This is a genomic window from Ruegeria sp. HKCCA4633 (assembly GCF_013034605.1).
Classification (GTDB): domain Bacteria; phylum Pseudomonadota; class Alphaproteobacteria; order Rhodobacterales; family Rhodobacteraceae; genus Ruegeria.
On sequence record NZ_WQGJ01000004.1, the window covers coordinates 52,462 to 67,691 of the forward strand.

Sequence of the window (15,230 nt, forward strand, 5' to 3'; positions counted from 1 at the left end):
GATCGAATCCTTTTCACAAAATGGATTGGGGCGTCAGCGCCCCAACCCTACCCTTTAGTTAGAAAACAGCGCCAGCCAGATTCCGACGAACATCAGAACCCCACCCAGGTTCACCCAGACGTGCCAAATCGCATAACGAAACGGCAGTGTCTTTTGGGCGTAAAACATCGTTCCAACGACATAGCTGACTGCACCGCCCGCAATGCACCAAAGGGTGGCTGCGGGAACGGTGGTCATGTCTGGGATTGCGCCTAAACCGATACCACCCAAACCAAGGTATGACGCCGTCGACCATCGCGACTTAACCGTCTCATTCGCGATCTTGTTCCAGACGGCTGCGATGGTCAGCCCCCAGCACACCCAAAGCAAGGTCATGGTCCATGCCGTGCCCGCCTGAACGAAGAATGGTGTGAACGTCCCGCAGATACTGGGATAAATCGCGGCGTGGTCGATACGGCGCAACAACTTGCGACGGTCATGCCAGGGCGCGAAATGATAGGCACAAGACGCAAGGTTCGACGCTAGCGCGCAAAGAACATAAACGATGACAGCAAAAAGCAGCGCGACATCCAGACGCTGATAGGCGTTCACGATCAGCAAACCCCCAGCCGTCAGGATCAAGGACAACCCGATCACATGGACAACCATGTCCGCGGTGCGATGCGCGCGTATTGGGCTGGGATAGGTTGTTTGCATCATGACTGGCCAGTTAAAAAACAGCTCTGCGCTAAAGTCCCGCCAAAAGGATGTCCAACTTTCCCAAGCGTCACTTATACGAGCCGAGGTGGTCTTCAAAAGCCGCCAGCACTTGCTCGTACACGTCCCGTTTGAACGGTACGATCTCGTCGATCAACCGATCAGGCGCTTGCCATTTCCATTGTGAAAACTCTGGGTGGTCGGTTTCGATGTTGATCTGGTCATCCTTACCGACAAAGCGCAGTAGGAACCATTTCTGCTCTTGCCCGCGATAGCGCCCTTTCCAGATCCTGGGCACGATGTCCTGCGGCAGATCGTAGAGCAGCCAACCGTCGGTTTCGGCCACGATCTCCACCAGGTCCGAGGTTACCCCGGTTTCCTCCCACAACTCGCGCAGGGCCGCATCGCGCGGGTCTTCGCCTTTGTCCACGCCGCCCTGCGGCATCTGCCACGCGTCTTTGTGGCGATCATTGCGCTGACCCACAAAAATCCTGCCGTCCGCATTTATCAGCATTAGCCCCACACATGGGCGATAGGGTAGCTTGGCGATGTCTTCGGGGGTCATACGGGGCCTCTTCGGGTTGTTCCGCCAACCTCTAACAACCACAGGGGCAACAGCAAAGAGGGTGACGTGGGGTTTCGCGTGACAAAGGTGACGCGAAGGTCAATCTAACTCGCATATTCGGGAGGGAGAGTTTCGCCATGACTGCGTACCCAAACATGCTGGCCCCGCTGGATCTGGGCTTTACTACCTTGAAGAACCGCGTGCTGATGGGCTCGATGCATACGGGGCTTGAGGAAACCGGTGACTGGAACCGGGTGGCTGAATTCTATGCGGACCGGGCGCGCGGCGGCGTGGCGCTTATGGTGACAGGTGGCATTGGTCCAAATCTTGAGGGCTCGGTTCTGCCCGGCGCGTCGATGATGACCAATGAAAAAGAGGTGGCGAACCATTCCATCGTGACCCAGCGGGTGCACGAAGCAGGCGGCAAGATTGCGATGCAGATCCTGCACGCAGGCCGCTATGCCTATGGCCCGAAATGCGTAGCCCCAAGCCCGGTGAAGTCCCCTATCTCTCCCTTTCCGCCAAATGAGCTGGATGAAGACGGCATCGAAAAACAGATCAGCGACATTGTAAACGCCGCCGTTCTGGCCCAACAGGCGGGCTATGACGGGGTCGAGATCATGGGGTCTGAAGGGTATTTCCTGAACCAGTTCCTTGTGACCCATACCAACAAACGCACAGACCGCTGGGGCGGGTCCTACGAAAACAGAATGCGCCTGCCGATTGAGGTCGTGCGCCGCACGCGCGAGGCCGTTGGCCGCGATTTCATCATCATCTACCGCCTTTCGATGATTGATCTGGTCCCCAATGGTTCAACCCATGAAGAAGTGGTGCAACTGGCGCAAGAAGTAGAAAAGGCCGGTGCCACAATCATCAATACCGGCATTGGTTGGCACGAGGCGCGGATTCCGACCATCGCCACCAGCGTCCCGCGTGCAGCCTTTGCTTGGGTGACGAAAAAGTTGATGGGCAAGGTTTCGATACCTGTGATCACCTCAAACCGGATCAACACGCCCGAGGTCGCCGAAGAGGTCTTGGCCACCGGCTGTGCCGATATGGTTTCGATGGCCCGCCCGATGCTGGCGGACGCGGATTTTGTCAACAAAGCAATCGCAGGACAATCTGCGCAGATCGCGCCTTGCATCGCCTGCAACCAGGCCTGTTTGGACCATACATTCAGCGGCAAACTGACGACATGCCTGGTCAATCCCCGCGCCTGTCATGAGACTGAGCTGGTGATTGAGCCCGCCACAACGCAGAAAAACGTTGCCATTGTCGGTGCGGGCCCCGCCGGTCTGTCCACGGCCATGACAGCCGCCCAGCGTGGTCACGACGTGACTTTGTTTGACCGCGCCGCAGAGATTGGCGGACAGTTGAACATGGCCAAACAGGTGCCGGGCAAGGAAGAGTTCTGGGGGCTGGTCGACTGGTATCGCACAATGATGGCCGATCTGGGCGTGAAGGTGGAATTGAACCGTGAGGTCAGCGCCGACGACCTGGCCGGCTTTGACGAAGTGATCATCGCAACCGGCGTCACCCCGCGTGATCCACAGATTCCCGGGCAGGATCGGAAAAATGTCCTCAGCTATATCGACGTGCTGCGTGGCAAGGCCGAAGTCGGCGAATCTGTCGCCGTGATCGGTGCAGGTGGCATCGGCTTTGACGTCTCCGAATTTCTTTTGGAGGACGGGCACAGCGCAACCACCGACTTGCCGCTTTGGATGAAGGAATGGGGCGTGACAGACCCGGCCGAGCACCGCTCGGGCCTTGCGCCAGAAGGGCCTCAACCCAGCGCGCCAGCGCGTCAGGTCACATTGCTACAGCGCAAGAAACAGGCGCACGGCAAGGGATTGGGCAAAACCACTGGCTGGATTCACCGTGCAGCGTTGAAGATGAAAAACGTCAACTTCGTGGGCGGCGTGAACTATGAGCGCATTGATGACGACGGCCTGCATGTCAGCTTTGGCGAAGACCGTGCAGACCCCACAGTGATCTCGGCGGATACGATCGTTTTGTGTGCCGGGCAGGTTTCAGACCGGTCGCTCGCGGACGCACTGATCGAACGCGGCGTTACCCCGCACGTAATCGGCGGTGCGGATGTAGCGGCCGAACTGGACGCCAAACGTGCGATCAATCAAGGAACACGATTGGCGGCCGAGCTTTAAGCTTGGTCAGTCGGACAGCGCAAGTTTTACCCCAAGCGCGCCGAAGGCTGTTGCAAAACAACGTTTGATCCAGGCCATCACTGACGGGCGGTGGATTATGTAGTCCCGCGCCAAAGCCGCGCAGGCCCCGTAGGCGATGAATACAACAAAGGTCATCGCCATGAACGCAAGCGCCAGTTGCACCAAAGCCAGCCCCGCATCGCTTGTGTCGGCGGGCAGGAATTGCGGCAGGAACGCAAGGAAGAACAAAGACAACTTAGGGTTCAAAACGTTGATAAGCGTGCCGGTCGTCGCAATCTTTAGGTAGCCTTTACCGGATTTTTCGGCGCTCACTTCCATCGCACCGCCCTCACGGACGATTCCCCACGCCATATAGAACAGGTAGAGCACGCCAAGGTATTTGAGCACCTGAAAGGCCAGCGCGCTTGTATGCAGCAAAGCGGCCAGGCCGATAATGCTGGCTACAGCGGCGGGCACGATCCCAAGTGTACAGCCTGCTGCTGCCGCGACGCTGGCGCGAAATCCTCGGCCAAGCCCAATGGCCAGCGTGTAGATGACGCCGGTACCCGGCAACAGAACAACGATCAAGGACGTAAGAAGAAACTCAAGCGACATGAAACCCCCCGAACACGCGCCGGAGAGTTCCCCACATCAACGCGAAAGTAAACAGGCCCGTGGTTGCTTATTCGACGGTAATCGTAATCACCTCGGACACAATCGGCGGGTTATGCGGCACATGGCCCGCGTCCCCCAGCACCAGTTGCAACGTGTGCTGACCAGGGGGCAGGTCCAGTGTCACCTCGGTCTGACCGCCTCCGAAGTGCATGTGGTTGTCGTCGGCGGGCAGGCCATAGGCCAGCTCATCTGCGCCGTCATCACCCTCACCAATTGGTGGGCGGTTAAGCAGCAAGTGGTGGTGGCCGGTGTTTTCCTTCTCGGTCCCTGCCGGAGCGACACCCATTCCGCTGAGGCCAAAGACAACCGTAACCGGCGATTGCACTGCGTCACCGTCTGACAAATTGACGAAATAGACCTTTGCTTCGGGGTTCGAAGGCGTTTCACCCCCGGCGTGTGCGAAACCCGCAAAAAGGCAAAAGGCAGCGATGGTGAAAACGGTCTTCATGGTCTCCTCCCTTGTCACAAAAATGCCATTCTCAAACTAATAGATTAGTCCAATTGGCCAAAAAACACAGCCACACAGGGGCTGCGGCGCATTTGGAAACCACTGTTTCTGCGTTTCCCATACGCAAACGATCCGATTCAAATCCCTGATATTATCCCATGTATGCCCCGTTTCCGCCCAGATTCAGCGCCATAGTCAGGGAGGAAATCAAGATCTGGGGAACAAGTATGGACCGACTGACTGAAATGGAAGCCTTCGCCAATGTGGTGGACCAAGGTGGCTTCACCGATGCGGCCAAAAAGATGGGCATCTCCAAATCCGCCGTGTCCAAACATGTCTCGAGCCTCGAAGCGCGTCTGGGGGCCCGGTTGCTGAACCGCACCACGCGTCGGGTGTCGCCGACAGAAATCGGCCTTGCCTATTATGACCGCGCACGGCGCGTTCTGAATGACGCGGGCGAGGCAGATTCGCTGGTCACCTCAATGCAGTCGGCCCCATCTGGCCTGTTGCGCATCAGCGTTGCCACGGATTTCGGCGTGAATCACCTGTCCCCCGTTCTGTCCGAGTTCCTGGCCGCCTATCCCGACATCACCGTGAACATGGTTCTGAACAACCGTTATGTCGAACTGATTTCCGAAGGATTTGACGTGGCCGTCCGCATTGGCGAGCTGGAAGACAGCACGTTGCGCGCCCGTAAACTGACTGAAACCGTGAAGCGCATGGTGGTTGCGCCCAGCTACATAGAGCGCTTCGGTCGCCCGCAGAAGATTGATGATCTGAACGAACACAAGCTGCTGCACTATTCCAGCCAGTCCTCGGGCAATGTCTGGAAACTGACGGCACCTTCGGGTGAAAAGCGTCAGGTGCGCACTGCGGGCTGGCTGAGCGTGAATGACGGGCAGTCGCTGCTGAACGCGGCCATCTCGGGGCTGGGGATCGCGTATCTGCCCAGCTATCTTTATGCCGATGCGCTTAAATCAGGGCAGGTGGTCGACGCCATGCCATCACTGCCGGATGAGGTTCAGGGCATCTATGCCGTCTACCCACCCGGCCGCTTCACACAACCCAAAGTTCGGGCCTTCATCGACTTCCTGGTCAATTCCTACCACGACAAAGGCCCGATGGACTGGTAATTCTCCCTGAAGACCAACCTATGACCCGCATGTCAAAGTGCGGGTCTTTTTTTGCCTTCAGACTCGGCGGCACAGTTTCAGTTGACCAATAAAACCGCCTCGACCCGGCGGTTCAGGTCGCGCCCTTCAGGCGTTGCATTGGACGTTATCGGAGCCAGATAGCCCACGCCTTGCGCCTCAATCCGCTCGGGGGCCACGCCATGCGCCTCGATCAATCGGGTGCGTACGGCCTCGGCCCGGCTTTTGCTGACAGAGATATTGGCCGACAGCGCGCCGGTGTCGTCGGTATGCCCCACCAGCGCCAACCGCGTCTCCGGGTTGTCGGCCAGATATCCGGCCAGCAGGGCCAGTGAGCCAAATGGCCCTTCTCCTAACGCCACCTCGCCCGTAGGGAAATGCAAATCATCCAGGATCACATGCCCAGTGCTAGTCAGAGCCTCGAGCAATCCGCCCGAACCTTCGACGGCCTGTTCGATCACCACCGGATCAGGGTCAGGAGCATCCTGCGGCGTCACACGGATAAGCTGAACATAGCCATCCGGCGGGTTGCGACTGACCAACAGGCTCAACACAACAGGCCCTTTGGTGGCCGACAGGAAGCGGTAATCCTGAATGGCGACATACATGTCCGGTGTCGGCACAACTTCGGTACCAAATCGAAAATCGAAGCCGCCACAGTTTTGAGCCTCGCATTCGAACAGGATTTTGTATCCCTGCGCCTCGATCTGGTCGCGCAGCGGGGCCAGAAGTTGCAGGGTCGTACTGGACCCGGCCTGAAGCCGCCATGTGAACCGTTCGACCTGCCCCTCAACGGTCTTTGCTGGCACTGCACCATCGGCATAAGGCCCCGTCGGTAGGTCATAGCTATCCAGCGGCGAGGTCCGGTCGCTGATCTGACGCGCACTGCTGGGCAGTGTCAGGTCCTGTGCCAGAACCGGACCTGTCAGAAGCATTGAAACAAGGGCGGCGGCGCGGATCATCGAAACTGTGCGTGATATTCTTCGTTGGGTACCATTGCGGTCGCGCTGGCCACCCGGTTGGACATGTTGAAGAACCCGGTGACATTGGCAATGTCCCAGATATCCCGGTCGGTGAACCCGGCATCGCGCAGTTTCTGGCGGTCAGGTTCTTCAATCTCGGCACTGGCAGTGGTCATCTTGGCGGCAAAATCCAACATCGCACGTTGACGCGGCTCCAGCGGCGCGACGCGGTAATTCATCACCAGCATCTCACCCAGTTGCGGATTACCCGATAGCTGACGCACCGCCGCGCCATGTGCGACCAGACAGTAGAAGCACTTGTTGATCGACGATACCACCACCGCAATCATCTCGCGCTCCAGCTTGGACAAGCCGCTGTCGACCAGCATCAGGTCATTGTACATCGCTGTGAAGGCGTTCAGCTTGTCGATGTCGAATGCGTTGGCTTTCAATACGTTCGGCACCATTCCCAGCTTTTCGACACAGATATCAAAGTATTTCTGCGTTTCCGGCGGCAGCGGATCGACCATGGGCAGGTTCAGCGCGGTGGGCATGTCTTTCTGTGTCACGGCGGCCTCTTCAGTTCACTCAAGGTGACGGTAATGGTATTCGCCCGCAAGCTCCATCCCGAGTGCGCGATAAAGACCATTGGCTCCCACGTTGGCCTTGGTGCAGATCACGCTGAGGGTCTGCGCGCCATTGTCCCGCGCCCAGATTGCCGCCGCGCGCATGGTCCAGTGGCCCAGACCTTGGCGGCGATGATCGGGCAGGATTTCAAGTGCGTGGACCATCGCAACATCCCCGTGCATCGCGACAAATGCTACGCCACTGGGCTTGTCGTTGTGGCGCAACAACAGACTGGTTTTGGGGCCCTTCGCGCGCGCCATCACCGCTTGGCGTTCTGGCCCAATCCCGGCCGAAGCCCAGATTTCACGCATGATCTCAAGCGGCTCCCAGACCGAGAAGACCATGATCGGAGGGATCGGTTGATCTGTCAGCAGGTCGACCGGACAGGCATAGATGTTGACCGGGTCCAGAACGCTGTACCCCCGATCAGCCAGTTTCGCGTCCAGAGCCTCATCACCCGGACGCAGACAGAAAATGCGTTTTTGCCCCATGGCCAGCATTGCGGCCTCGGCGGCGTCAATATCCGCGTCCCTGGCAGGACCCAGCGCGTTGGCGGCAGACACGCGTGACCCACCACCCTGCCCTTCGCGCAGTTGGAACGGGCCAAGCGCCTTGTAGCCTGCGGCGGGCCAAGTGCCGTCGACAATATCCGCCCAGTTGGTGCTCAAAGCTCCAACTCTTTCGCCAGACGGGTCATCGCCGCATCGATCTGCCTTCCGTCAGTGCCCCGTATCACAACGTTGGCACCGAAGGCCCCGTTGATCTGGAACGGATAACAGCCAATGGACAGGTCGCTGAACTCTTCGGCCAAGGCGGACAGGTTTGCGGCAATATCGCCCTCGCCCCGATCCACGCGCAGAGTTTGCGACAGCAAGGGACTGCCTCCGGTTAACGTTGGCAGAACACTGGCCACCATGGCCTGAAACACCGAAGGCACACCGGCCATCACATGCACGTTCGCAAGGATAAAGCCCGGTGCAGTCGAGACCGGATTGTCGATCAGCGCCGCACCATCGGGAATGCGGGCCATGCGCAGTCGGGCGGCATTCAGCTCCAACCCCGATTTGTCGTAATGCGCCTGCAACAGCGCCCGCGCGTCATCCCGAATATCAATCGGCGTGTCGAAGGCCCGCGCGATGCAATCGGCGGTGATATCGTCATGTGTCGGACCGATGCCGCCACTGGTAAAGACGGTGTCATAGGCATCAGACAGTGCTTTGACCGCCGCTTCGATGGCGGGGGCGTCATCGCTGACAATGCGCACTTCTTTCAGGTCGATGCCGTGTTTGGTCAGCTCCTGCGCCAGAAAGTGCATGTTGGCATCACGGGTGCGGCCGGACAGGATTTCATCCCCGATCACCAGCATTGCTGCAGTTGGATTGGCCATGGCGCCCTCCCCTCTTGATCGTTCTCAGGGGCAGGTATAGGCCCTGAACCATGCGATTTGAAACCCCTCTTGTCCCCGCCCGCCTGATCCGCCGCTACAAACGCTTTCTGGCTGATTGCACGCTGGAAGACGGGCAAGAGGTTACGGCCCATTGCGCCAATCCGGGATCGATGATGGGGCTGGCTGAACCGGGCGAGAAAATCTGGCTGGAACCCAATGACGACCCCAAGAAAAAGCTGAAATACGGCTGGCGTTTGGTGGATCACGAAAACGGGCATTTCACCGGCGTTGACACCTCGGTTCCCAATCGCGCCTTAAGGGCAGCGCTTGAAGCCGGTGAGATTGCAGAACTGGCCGCCTATGACACCGTCCGGCCCGAAGTGAAATACGGCGAAAACAGCCGCATCGATTTCCTGCTGACCGGGCCGGGCCTGCCCGACGCTTATGTCGAGGTCAAAAGCGTGACCCTCTCGCGCCAGCCCGGCCTGGCCGAGTTTCCCGACAGTGTCACGGCACGCGGCACAAAGCATCTGGGCGAGCTGGCAGCCATGGCCGCGCAAGGACACCGCGCGATCATGCTGTATCTGGTCCAGCGTACCGATTGCGACAGGTTTGCGCTGGCGGCTGATATTGACCCGGCCTATGCGGCGGCGTTTGAAACAGCACAGGCGCAGGGGGTGGAACGATTGGTGTATGGGACAGAGATTTCACCCTTAGGCGTCGCAGTCTTACCCAAACCGATCTAGAGGCCATTCAGCAGCACCCGCCAGAAACAAGATAACCTAGCGTCTCGGGTCAAACCTAAAGCTCACTATAAACATTCTTAAAACGCTATTTGTTGATTCATATCAAGGTTAATGAGCATACAAAAAGCTTTGCTATTCAGCACGACAATTTCGAGGGGAGATTTGTCATGCGATACAAAGCCATTGGTATGACCGTTCTGTGCGCCGCACTCCTATACACGGCCTCTTGCTCGGGCATGAGTTACGCGATGAAGACATATGGCGACGTCGACCCAATAAACTTCGAAGCCTTTGGCAGAACCTGGCGCGTCTTCGACAAGCCTGAAAGCGGCTTGATTATGCTGACGCCCAGCTTGGGAGATGCGGCATTGGCAGGTGCCGCCGAAGGGGCAACATTCGGCTTGGCTGGCAGTATGGACCCCACGCAGTTGGTCTTTCAATCGGCGGCGGCAGAGTACCTGAAGTCAACCGGCAGAACATGTGACATCCGTTCTGCCCAACTGGTCATCGACCCTCAGTGGGAGTTCACCTATACCTGCTGAGCCTTCGCGAAACTGTCGCCTTATGTCAGAAATCACTGAGTTCAGCATGCAAAAAAATTTAGTCACATTGGCCGTCCTTCTCGCCGTCACCGCGTGCGCGGAACAACCAAGTTCGATTGCACCGGTTCCAATCGGAGACGTCTATAACGACGTATCTTGCGCAAAGGCACGACAACTCTACCAACAAGAGGTTGCCAGAGTGCCTGCCTTGGTTTCCGCACAAAAACAAGCGGTTGCTGGTGACGCTGTCGGCGTGCTGTTAATCGGCGTTCCTGTATCCAGTTTATCTGGGGATGATTTGGAGGGCGAAATAGCCGCGACCAAGGGCAAATTGATCGCACTGTCCGCTCGTTTGGAAGTTTGCGGCACTCCACCCCCGAAAATAGCGTGGGATTGAGCCTGTCGCGACATAGGGTCGTAGTAATGGCATGAGAGAGCGGCTGTTGAAACTGATAAGCCGTCGAACTACTTCGCTGAAAGAGTGTGACCCTGCGCCCTCTGGTACTTTCTGCACAAGCAGCGTAAAAGGAATGCTGCGCGAAACATTTGGAGCTTAGCGTCGATGAAAGAACATCGTGGCCGCCTGACCAAAGACGGCATCCGCATCTATGAACAAAGCGACTTTGCCGGAATGCACGCGGCAGGGGCTTTGGCGGCACGCATTCTGGATGATATTGCAGAACACGTCTTTCCCGGCCAGACCACTGGCGCGATTGACGGGCTGATCACGCAGATGGTCGAAGACGCAGGCGCAACTTCGGCCACGATTGGCTACAAAGGCTATCAGCACGCCAGCTGCATCAGCGTCAATCACGTCGTTTGCCATGGCATTCCGGGTGAAAAAAAGCTGAAGGATGGCGACATCCTGAACATCGACGTGACTGTGATCGTCGATGGCTGGTTCGGCGACACCTCGCGTATGTATGTGGCCGGTAAATTGCCCCGCAAAGCAGAGCGGCTGATTCAAGTGACCCATGACGCGCTGTTCAAGGGCATCGAGATGGTGAAGCCCGGCAACACTTTTGGCGATATCGGCCACGCCATTCAGGCTTATGTCGAAGCGCACCGGATGAGTGTTGTGCGTGATTTCTGCGGCCACGGTCTGGGCCGCGTGTTCCACGCGCCGCCCAACGTTTTGCACTATGGCCGTCCGGGCACTGGCGCGGTTCTGGAAGAGGGTATGTTCTTTACCATCGAACCGATGGTCAACTTGGGCCGTCCTGAAACCAAGACACTGGCCGACGACTGGACTGCTGTGACCCGCGACAAGTCACTGTCGGCACAGTTCGAGCATTCGGTGGGTGTCACAGCGGATGGGGTCGAGATTTTTACACTCTCGCCGGGCGATAAGTTCCACCCGACCTATTCCTCCTGATCGGCAGCCTGTTCGCGCATCACTTTCAGCAGCATTGTCTCTGCCCCCCAAGGCGTCACCGCGTCGTGGATGAAAACAGGCGCGCGCATGGGTTTGCGCTCGGGGCCGGTCGAGGCTTCGGCGTCGTGGGAAAACGTCCAACTAAAGGGTGTCAGGGCGCGGTCCATGCCTGCACCTTAGCACAACAAAGGGTCAGAGTCCCAACAACTGGTGCGCTTGTGACATGTGCGTGATTACTTCGGCACCCAGATCTGCCAGCCTGCCGCCATGCGGTGCGTAGGCCAAACAGCGCATACCCGCCCGGGTGGCCGCAGTGACGCCGTTCTCGCTGTCTTCAATAACCACCGGGGCGTTTGCTTCGAAGTGCTGAGCGGCCAGCTTGAACATCCTTGGGTCCGGTTTGCCAGTTCCCAGAACATGAGCCGAGAACATAACGTCCTTGAACCGGTCCCAGAGCCCATTCTGACCCAGGGTGATCTTCATCTTGTCCGGGCTGCCGTTTGACGCAACGCAGAACGGGATGCCGTTTTGATCCAATGCCACCAACAATTCGGAAACACCAGGCACCAAAGGAACCCCTTTGCGAAGTCGGTCATAGGTTTCAGCATAGATCTGATCCACCCAGTCATCGGGTAAATCGGCACCCATGCTGCGTGCCTTGTCGCGCACCCCGACCATTGTTCCGCCTACAAACAGCGACATGCATTCAGGCAGTGTCAGGTGCAGGTCATAGCCAGCTAGATTTTCAACCAGCACCTGGTTCGAGATCACTTCGCTGTCTACCAGAACGCCATCGCAATCAAAAATCACCAGATCATGCATCCGGTTCGTCTTTCCATATCAAAGAGATATACGTGTCGCCATATTTCCGACTGCCCTGCAACGTGAACCCGGCAGGTGGCTGCATCGGAGCATTTTCTTCCCAAACCAGTAAGGCGTCATCAGCGACCCATCCACCGGCGGTTATTGCGGTCACTGCCTTTTGGCCCAACGCTTTGCCGTAGGGGGGGTCCAGAAAGATCAGATCATATGGGGCCTTCGGGTTGTCGCCCAGCCGGGTGGCATCGCGGCGGACCAGATCGGTACGCTCGGCGCTGTGGGTCAGGTCGATATTCTTGCGGATTAGCCCTTGGGCCACACGTCCGTCATCAACAAAGGTGACATGAGACGCACCACGCGACAGCGCCTCAAGCCCCAGCGCCCCGGTTCCTGCGAACAGATCCAGCACGCGCAGGCCGTCAAAATCGATCTGGTGGGTCAGGACGTTGAAAAGACTTTCGCGCACACGGTCAGTGGTGGGGCGCAGATGTGCCCCCGCATCCCCTTTGCCGACCGAGGCCAAGGCGCGGCCCCGGAACTCTCCGGCGATGATTCTCACGCTTTAAGCAGCGGCTTCAGGTCCGCGTCCGGATCCGCCACGATGGCCGGATCGGCCGTCTTGCCTGCGTCGATCAAGCGTTTGCCGACCATATACGCGCGGGGATCGTTCATTGCGTCCACAGCTATCAACTGATCGCCCTTGTAATACCAGAAGGACACGGTCTGCCCTTCGCCCTTGCGGGTCACAACGCGGTCATATCCGGTGTTCAGACCGGCGATCTGCAGTTTGACGTCATACTGGTCCGACCAGAACCATGGGGTCGCCACATAATCCCGGGCCGCGCCCAGCATGTTCTGCGCGACGATCTCGGCCTGATCGATGGCGTTAGGCACACTCTCTAGCCTGATCCGGCCTTCACCGTGTGGAAACGAGGCACAATCGCCTGCCGCCCAGATTGACGGATCCGAAGTGCGGCCATGGGCATCGGTCTTGATACCATTGTCCACCTCAAGCCCCGCCATCTCGGCCAATTGGGTTGCGGGCGCGATGCCGACACCAACCACGACAAAGTCAACCTCAAGCTCGGTGCCGTCGGTAAGCAGGGCCCCCGTCACCTTTCCGTTTTTGCCAATCAGCCGATCCAACCCGACGCCTTCGCGAATGTCCGCACCATACTCGCTGTGCAATGCACGGAAATAGTCGCTGGTCTCGGGTGCTGCAACCCGTTGTAGAATACGGTCTGCCATCTCGACCAGAGTCACCTTGACGCCTCGCTTGGCGCAGACGGCTGCGGCCTCAAGCCCGATATAGCCACCCCCCACGATCAACGCACGAGCACCTTCAGTGACCTTGGGCTCCATATCGTCGATATGCGCCAGATCGCGCACCACATGCACACCTTCCAGGTCACCACCAATTGCCGCGGGCAGACGGCGCGGATCGGACCCGGTGGTCAGCGCCAGTTCGTCGTAAGAAATGACTTCGTCCCCCAACGTCACAGTCTTGGCTTGCGGATCGATGCCCGTGACGCGCTGGCCCAGACGCAGGGTGATGTTGTTCTCGGCATAGAAACTCTCGGGCCGCAGGAACAGGCGCTCCAGCTCCATCTCGCCCAGCAGGTATGCTTTGGACAAAGGCGGGCGCTGATAGGGCAAATGCGGTTCAGCGCCGACAAGGGTGATGTCCCCGTCGAACCCATCCTTGCGCAAACGCGCCACCAAAGATGCACCCGCCTGACCGGCACCGATCACGACAATATGGCTCATGTTTTGCCCACCCTGCAGTTTTCCCGTGGTCTCCGTGTTTGGACCACCTATATTGCGGCTAAGCCCAATTCTGCAAATCCAAACAACAGGAGCTGAAAAATGATTTCAACAGGAGACGCCCTTCCCGAAGCGACACTGACCCAGATGGGCGCGGACGGGCCGGAAGAGGTTCGGATTTCAGAAAAGACCAAGGGCCGCAAAGTGGTGATCTTTGCTGTTCCTGGGGCGTTTACACCGACATGCCATTCCGCGCATGTACCCAGCTTCATGCGGACGAAAGATCAGTTCGACGCCAAAGGCGTAGACGAAATCATCTGCATTTCGGTCAACGACCCCTTTGTCATGAAAGCTTGGGGCGAAGCCACCGGCGCGTCTGACGCCGGTCTGACCATGCTGGCAGATGCCGCATCAGAATTCACCAAAGCCATCGGCATGGATTTCGACGCCCCGCCCGCCGGTCTGATTGCCCGGTCCAAACGCTATGCCATGCTGGTTGAGGACGGCAAAGTCACTGCCTTGAACCTGGAAGAAAACCCGGGCGCATGCGAAATCTCTGCCGGTGAAGGCCTGCTGGACGTCATCTGATAGAGTTCGGCCCCGGTTTTTCGGGGCCATCAAAACCCAAATTAACTTGATGCTCTTCCCTAATGCGCGAATACTTGATCCAGGCGTTTGGGGAGTTCTTTATGACACTTAAGACATTTTCACTTATCCTGACCGGCTCCGCCATTCTAGCATCCTGCGGACCGGCACCCACCCCACAGCAACAAGCCGCGCGCCAACACGAGATCGCGTGCCTGGGCGGAACTTTGGGCGGTGCGTTGATCGGTGGCGCCATCGGCAATCAATTTGGTGGCGGGTCGGGCAAGACAATCCTTACCGCTGCGGGTGCCGCGGCTGGTGGCTTTGAAGGCCAGAGATTTGCATGCTGAAAGGGTCAACCATGACACGCGGAATTATCATACTCATGATCACATTTCTGACCTCGGCAGCCGCCGCCGAAACCGTTGCAGAGCTGCATGAAAAAGAACTGAACGCCATTGATGCGAATAATGACGGGTTCTTATCAAAAGACGAGTTCGACGCATTCTCGGACTATGCATTTCAGGCCATGGATGAAGACAAAAACGGCACCCTGGGCCTGGAAGAGGCCAAACCGTTTCTGGACATCAAGCAGTTTCAGAATGTTGACCGCAACAAAGACAGCTTTATCTCAAGAGCGGAATATGATGCTCAGATGGATGAGGACTTCAACACGGCGGATCAGGATGGCAATGGCCAACTGGATTAAGCCTGTCACGACAG

General features: G+C 57.9%; 21 protein-coding genes. 9 read left to right on the plus strand and 12 right to left on the minus strand.

Annotation, left to right across the window (positions count from 1 at the left end; translation table 11 throughout):
- Nucleotides 1-54: 54 nt before the first annotated feature.
- Both GOV85_RS11555 and GOV85_RS11560 read right to left on the minus strand, forming a co-directional pair.
- Nucleotides 55-699 (minus strand): hemolysin III family protein, encoded by a 645-nt coding sequence (locus GOV85_RS11555; RefSeq protein ID WP_171178250.1) that lies wholly within the window; start codon nucleotides 697-699, stop codon nucleotides 55-57.
- Nucleotides 700-766: 67 nt separating this feature from the next.
- Nucleotides 767-1,261, minus strand: a complete 495-nt coding sequence (locus GOV85_RS11560; RefSeq protein ID WP_171178252.1) for an RNA pyrophosphohydrolase — start codon at nucleotides 1,259-1,261, stop codon at nucleotides 767-769.
- Between the two features lie 137 nt (nucleotides 1,262-1,398).
- Here GOV85_RS11560 and GOV85_RS11565 point away from each other — a divergent pair, with 137 nt between their 5' ends.
- Entirely contained in the window at nucleotides 1,399-3,426 is a 2,028-nt protein-coding gene (locus GOV85_RS11565; protein ID WP_171178253.1) for an NADPH-dependent 2,4-dienoyl-CoA reductase, read from the plus strand.
- 6 nt (nucleotides 3,427-3,432) lie between these two features.
- Here the strand turns inward: GOV85_RS11565 and GOV85_RS11570 are convergent, their stop codons facing one another.
- Together GOV85_RS11570 and GOV85_RS11575 are read right to left on the minus strand one after the other, a co-directional pair.
- Nucleotides 3,433-4,041, minus strand: a complete 609-nt coding sequence (locus GOV85_RS11570; protein WP_171178255.1) for a LysE family translocator — start codon at nucleotides 4,039-4,041, stop codon at nucleotides 3,433-3,435.
- 67 nt (nucleotides 4,042-4,108) lie between these two features.
- Nucleotides 4,109-4,549, minus strand: a complete 441-nt coding sequence (locus GOV85_RS11575; protein WP_171178257.1) for a DUF4399 domain-containing protein — start codon at nucleotides 4,547-4,549, stop codon at nucleotides 4,109-4,111.
- Between the two features lie 227 nt (nucleotides 4,550-4,776).
- Here GOV85_RS11575 and GOV85_RS11580 point away from each other — a divergent pair, with 227 nt between their 5' ends.
- Nucleotides 4,777-5,682 (plus strand): LysR family transcriptional regulator, encoded by a 906-nt coding sequence (locus GOV85_RS11580; protein ID WP_171178259.1) that lies wholly within the window; start codon nucleotides 4,777-4,779, stop codon nucleotides 5,680-5,682.
- Between the two features lie 77 nt (nucleotides 5,683-5,759).
- On the opposite strand, the gene GOV85_RS11585 is transcribed toward GOV85_RS11580, so the two are convergent.
- Genes GOV85_RS11585 through GOV85_RS11600 form a run of 4 tightly spaced genes read right to left on the minus strand, consistent with a single transcriptional unit; the run spans nucleotide 5,760 to nucleotide 8,676 of the window.
- The gene (locus GOV85_RS11585) at nucleotides 5,760-6,662 is read right to left on the minus strand and encodes an OmpA family protein (RefSeq protein ID WP_171178261.1); all 903 of its coding nucleotides are present in this window, start codon (nucleotides 6,660-6,662) and stop codon (nucleotides 5,760-5,762) included.
- Nucleotides 6,659-7,216 carry a peroxidase-related enzyme gene (locus tag GOV85_RS11590; protein ID WP_171178845.1) on the minus strand — a complete coding sequence of 186 codons (558 nt, stop codon included), beginning with the start codon at nucleotides 7,214-7,216 and terminating at the stop codon, nucleotides 6,659-6,661. The genes GOV85_RS11585 and GOV85_RS11590 overlap by 4 nt, the downstream gene beginning before the upstream one ends.
- A gap of 30 nt (nucleotides 7,217-7,246) precedes the next feature.
- Nucleotides 7,247-7,957, minus strand: coding sequence for a GNAT family N-acetyltransferase (locus GOV85_RS11595; RefSeq protein ID WP_171178263.1), 711 nt, complete (start codon nucleotides 7,955-7,957; stop codon nucleotides 7,247-7,249).
- Nucleotides 7,954-8,676, minus strand: coding sequence for a molybdopterin-binding protein (locus tag GOV85_RS11600; RefSeq protein ID WP_171178265.1), 723 nt, complete (start codon nucleotides 8,674-8,676; stop codon nucleotides 7,954-7,956). The genes GOV85_RS11595 and GOV85_RS11600 overlap by 4 nt, the downstream gene beginning before the upstream one ends.
- A 50-nt stretch (nucleotides 8,677-8,726) precedes the next feature.
- Here GOV85_RS11600 and sfsA point away from each other — a divergent pair, with 50 nt between their 5' ends.
- From sfsA to map, 4 genes are all read left to right on the plus strand, one after another.
- Nucleotides 8,727-9,422: a DNA/RNA nuclease SfsA gene (gene sfsA, locus GOV85_RS11605; RefSeq protein WP_171178266.1), complete on the plus strand. Its 696-nt coding sequence runs from the start codon at nucleotides 8,727-8,729 to the stop codon at nucleotides 9,420-9,422.
- A gap of 167 nt (nucleotides 9,423-9,589) precedes the next feature.
- Nucleotides 9,590-9,964, plus strand: coding sequence for a hypothetical protein (locus tag GOV85_RS11610; protein WP_171178268.1), 375 nt, complete (start codon nucleotides 9,590-9,592; stop codon nucleotides 9,962-9,964).
- Between the two features lie 22 nt (nucleotides 9,965-9,986).
- Nucleotides 9,987-10,361: a hypothetical protein gene (locus GOV85_RS11615; RefSeq protein WP_171178270.1), complete on the plus strand. Its 375-nt coding sequence runs from the start codon at nucleotides 9,987-9,989 to the stop codon at nucleotides 10,359-10,361.
- 165 nt (nucleotides 10,362-10,526) lie between these two features.
- Nucleotides 10,527-11,339 carry a type I methionyl aminopeptidase gene (gene map, locus GOV85_RS11620; RefSeq protein WP_171093205.1) on the plus strand — a complete coding sequence of 271 codons (813 nt, stop codon included), beginning with the start codon at nucleotides 10,527-10,529 and terminating at the stop codon, nucleotides 11,337-11,339.
- Here the strand turns inward: map and GOV85_RS11625 are convergent.
- The 4 genes from GOV85_RS11625 to GOV85_RS11640 are packed head-to-tail and all read right to left on the minus strand — an operon-like array spanning nucleotide 11,327 to nucleotide 13,925.
- Entirely contained in the window at nucleotides 11,327-11,506 is a 180-nt protein-coding gene (locus GOV85_RS11625; RefSeq protein WP_171178272.1) for a hypothetical protein, read from the minus strand. The two genes, map and GOV85_RS11625, sit on opposite strands and share 13 nt — an antisense overlap.
- Before the next feature lie 25 nt (nucleotides 11,507-11,531).
- Nucleotides 11,532-12,161: an HAD family phosphatase gene (locus GOV85_RS11630; protein ID WP_171178274.1), complete on the minus strand. Its 630-nt coding sequence runs from the start codon at nucleotides 12,159-12,161 to the stop codon at nucleotides 11,532-11,534.
- Complete coding sequence (gene rsmD, locus GOV85_RS11635) at nucleotides 12,154-12,717, minus strand: 16S rRNA (guanine(966)-N(2))-methyltransferase RsmD (RefSeq protein WP_171178276.1); 564 nt, start codon at nucleotides 12,715-12,717, stop codon at nucleotides 12,154-12,156. The genes GOV85_RS11630 and rsmD overlap by 8 nt, the downstream gene beginning before the upstream one ends.
- Nucleotides 12,714-13,925 (minus strand): NAD(P)/FAD-dependent oxidoreductase, encoded by a 1,212-nt coding sequence (locus GOV85_RS11640; protein ID WP_171178278.1) that lies wholly within the window; start codon nucleotides 13,923-13,925, stop codon nucleotides 12,714-12,716. The genes rsmD and GOV85_RS11640 overlap by 4 nt, the downstream gene beginning before the upstream one ends.
- A gap of 99 nt (nucleotides 13,926-14,024) precedes the next feature.
- Here GOV85_RS11640 and GOV85_RS11645 point away from each other — a divergent pair, with 99 nt between their 5' ends.
- The 3 genes from GOV85_RS11645 (at nucleotide 14,025) to GOV85_RS11655 (ending at nucleotide 15,216) form a co-directional block, all read left to right on the plus strand.
- A complete protein-coding gene (locus GOV85_RS11645; RefSeq protein ID WP_171178280.1) occupies nucleotides 14,025-14,510 on the plus strand; it encodes a peroxiredoxin in 486 nt (161 codons plus the stop codon).
- A 101-nt stretch (nucleotides 14,511-14,611) separates the two neighbouring features.
- A complete protein-coding gene (locus tag GOV85_RS11650; RefSeq protein ID WP_171178282.1) occupies nucleotides 14,612-14,857 on the plus strand; it encodes a glycine zipper 2TM domain-containing protein in 246 nt (81 codons plus the stop codon).
- Between the two features lie 11 nt (nucleotides 14,858-14,868).
- A complete protein-coding gene (locus tag GOV85_RS11655; protein ID WP_245222904.1) occupies nucleotides 14,869-15,216 on the plus strand; it encodes a hypothetical protein in 348 nt (115 codons plus the stop codon).
- Nucleotides 15,217-15,230: the final 14 nt, after the last annotated feature.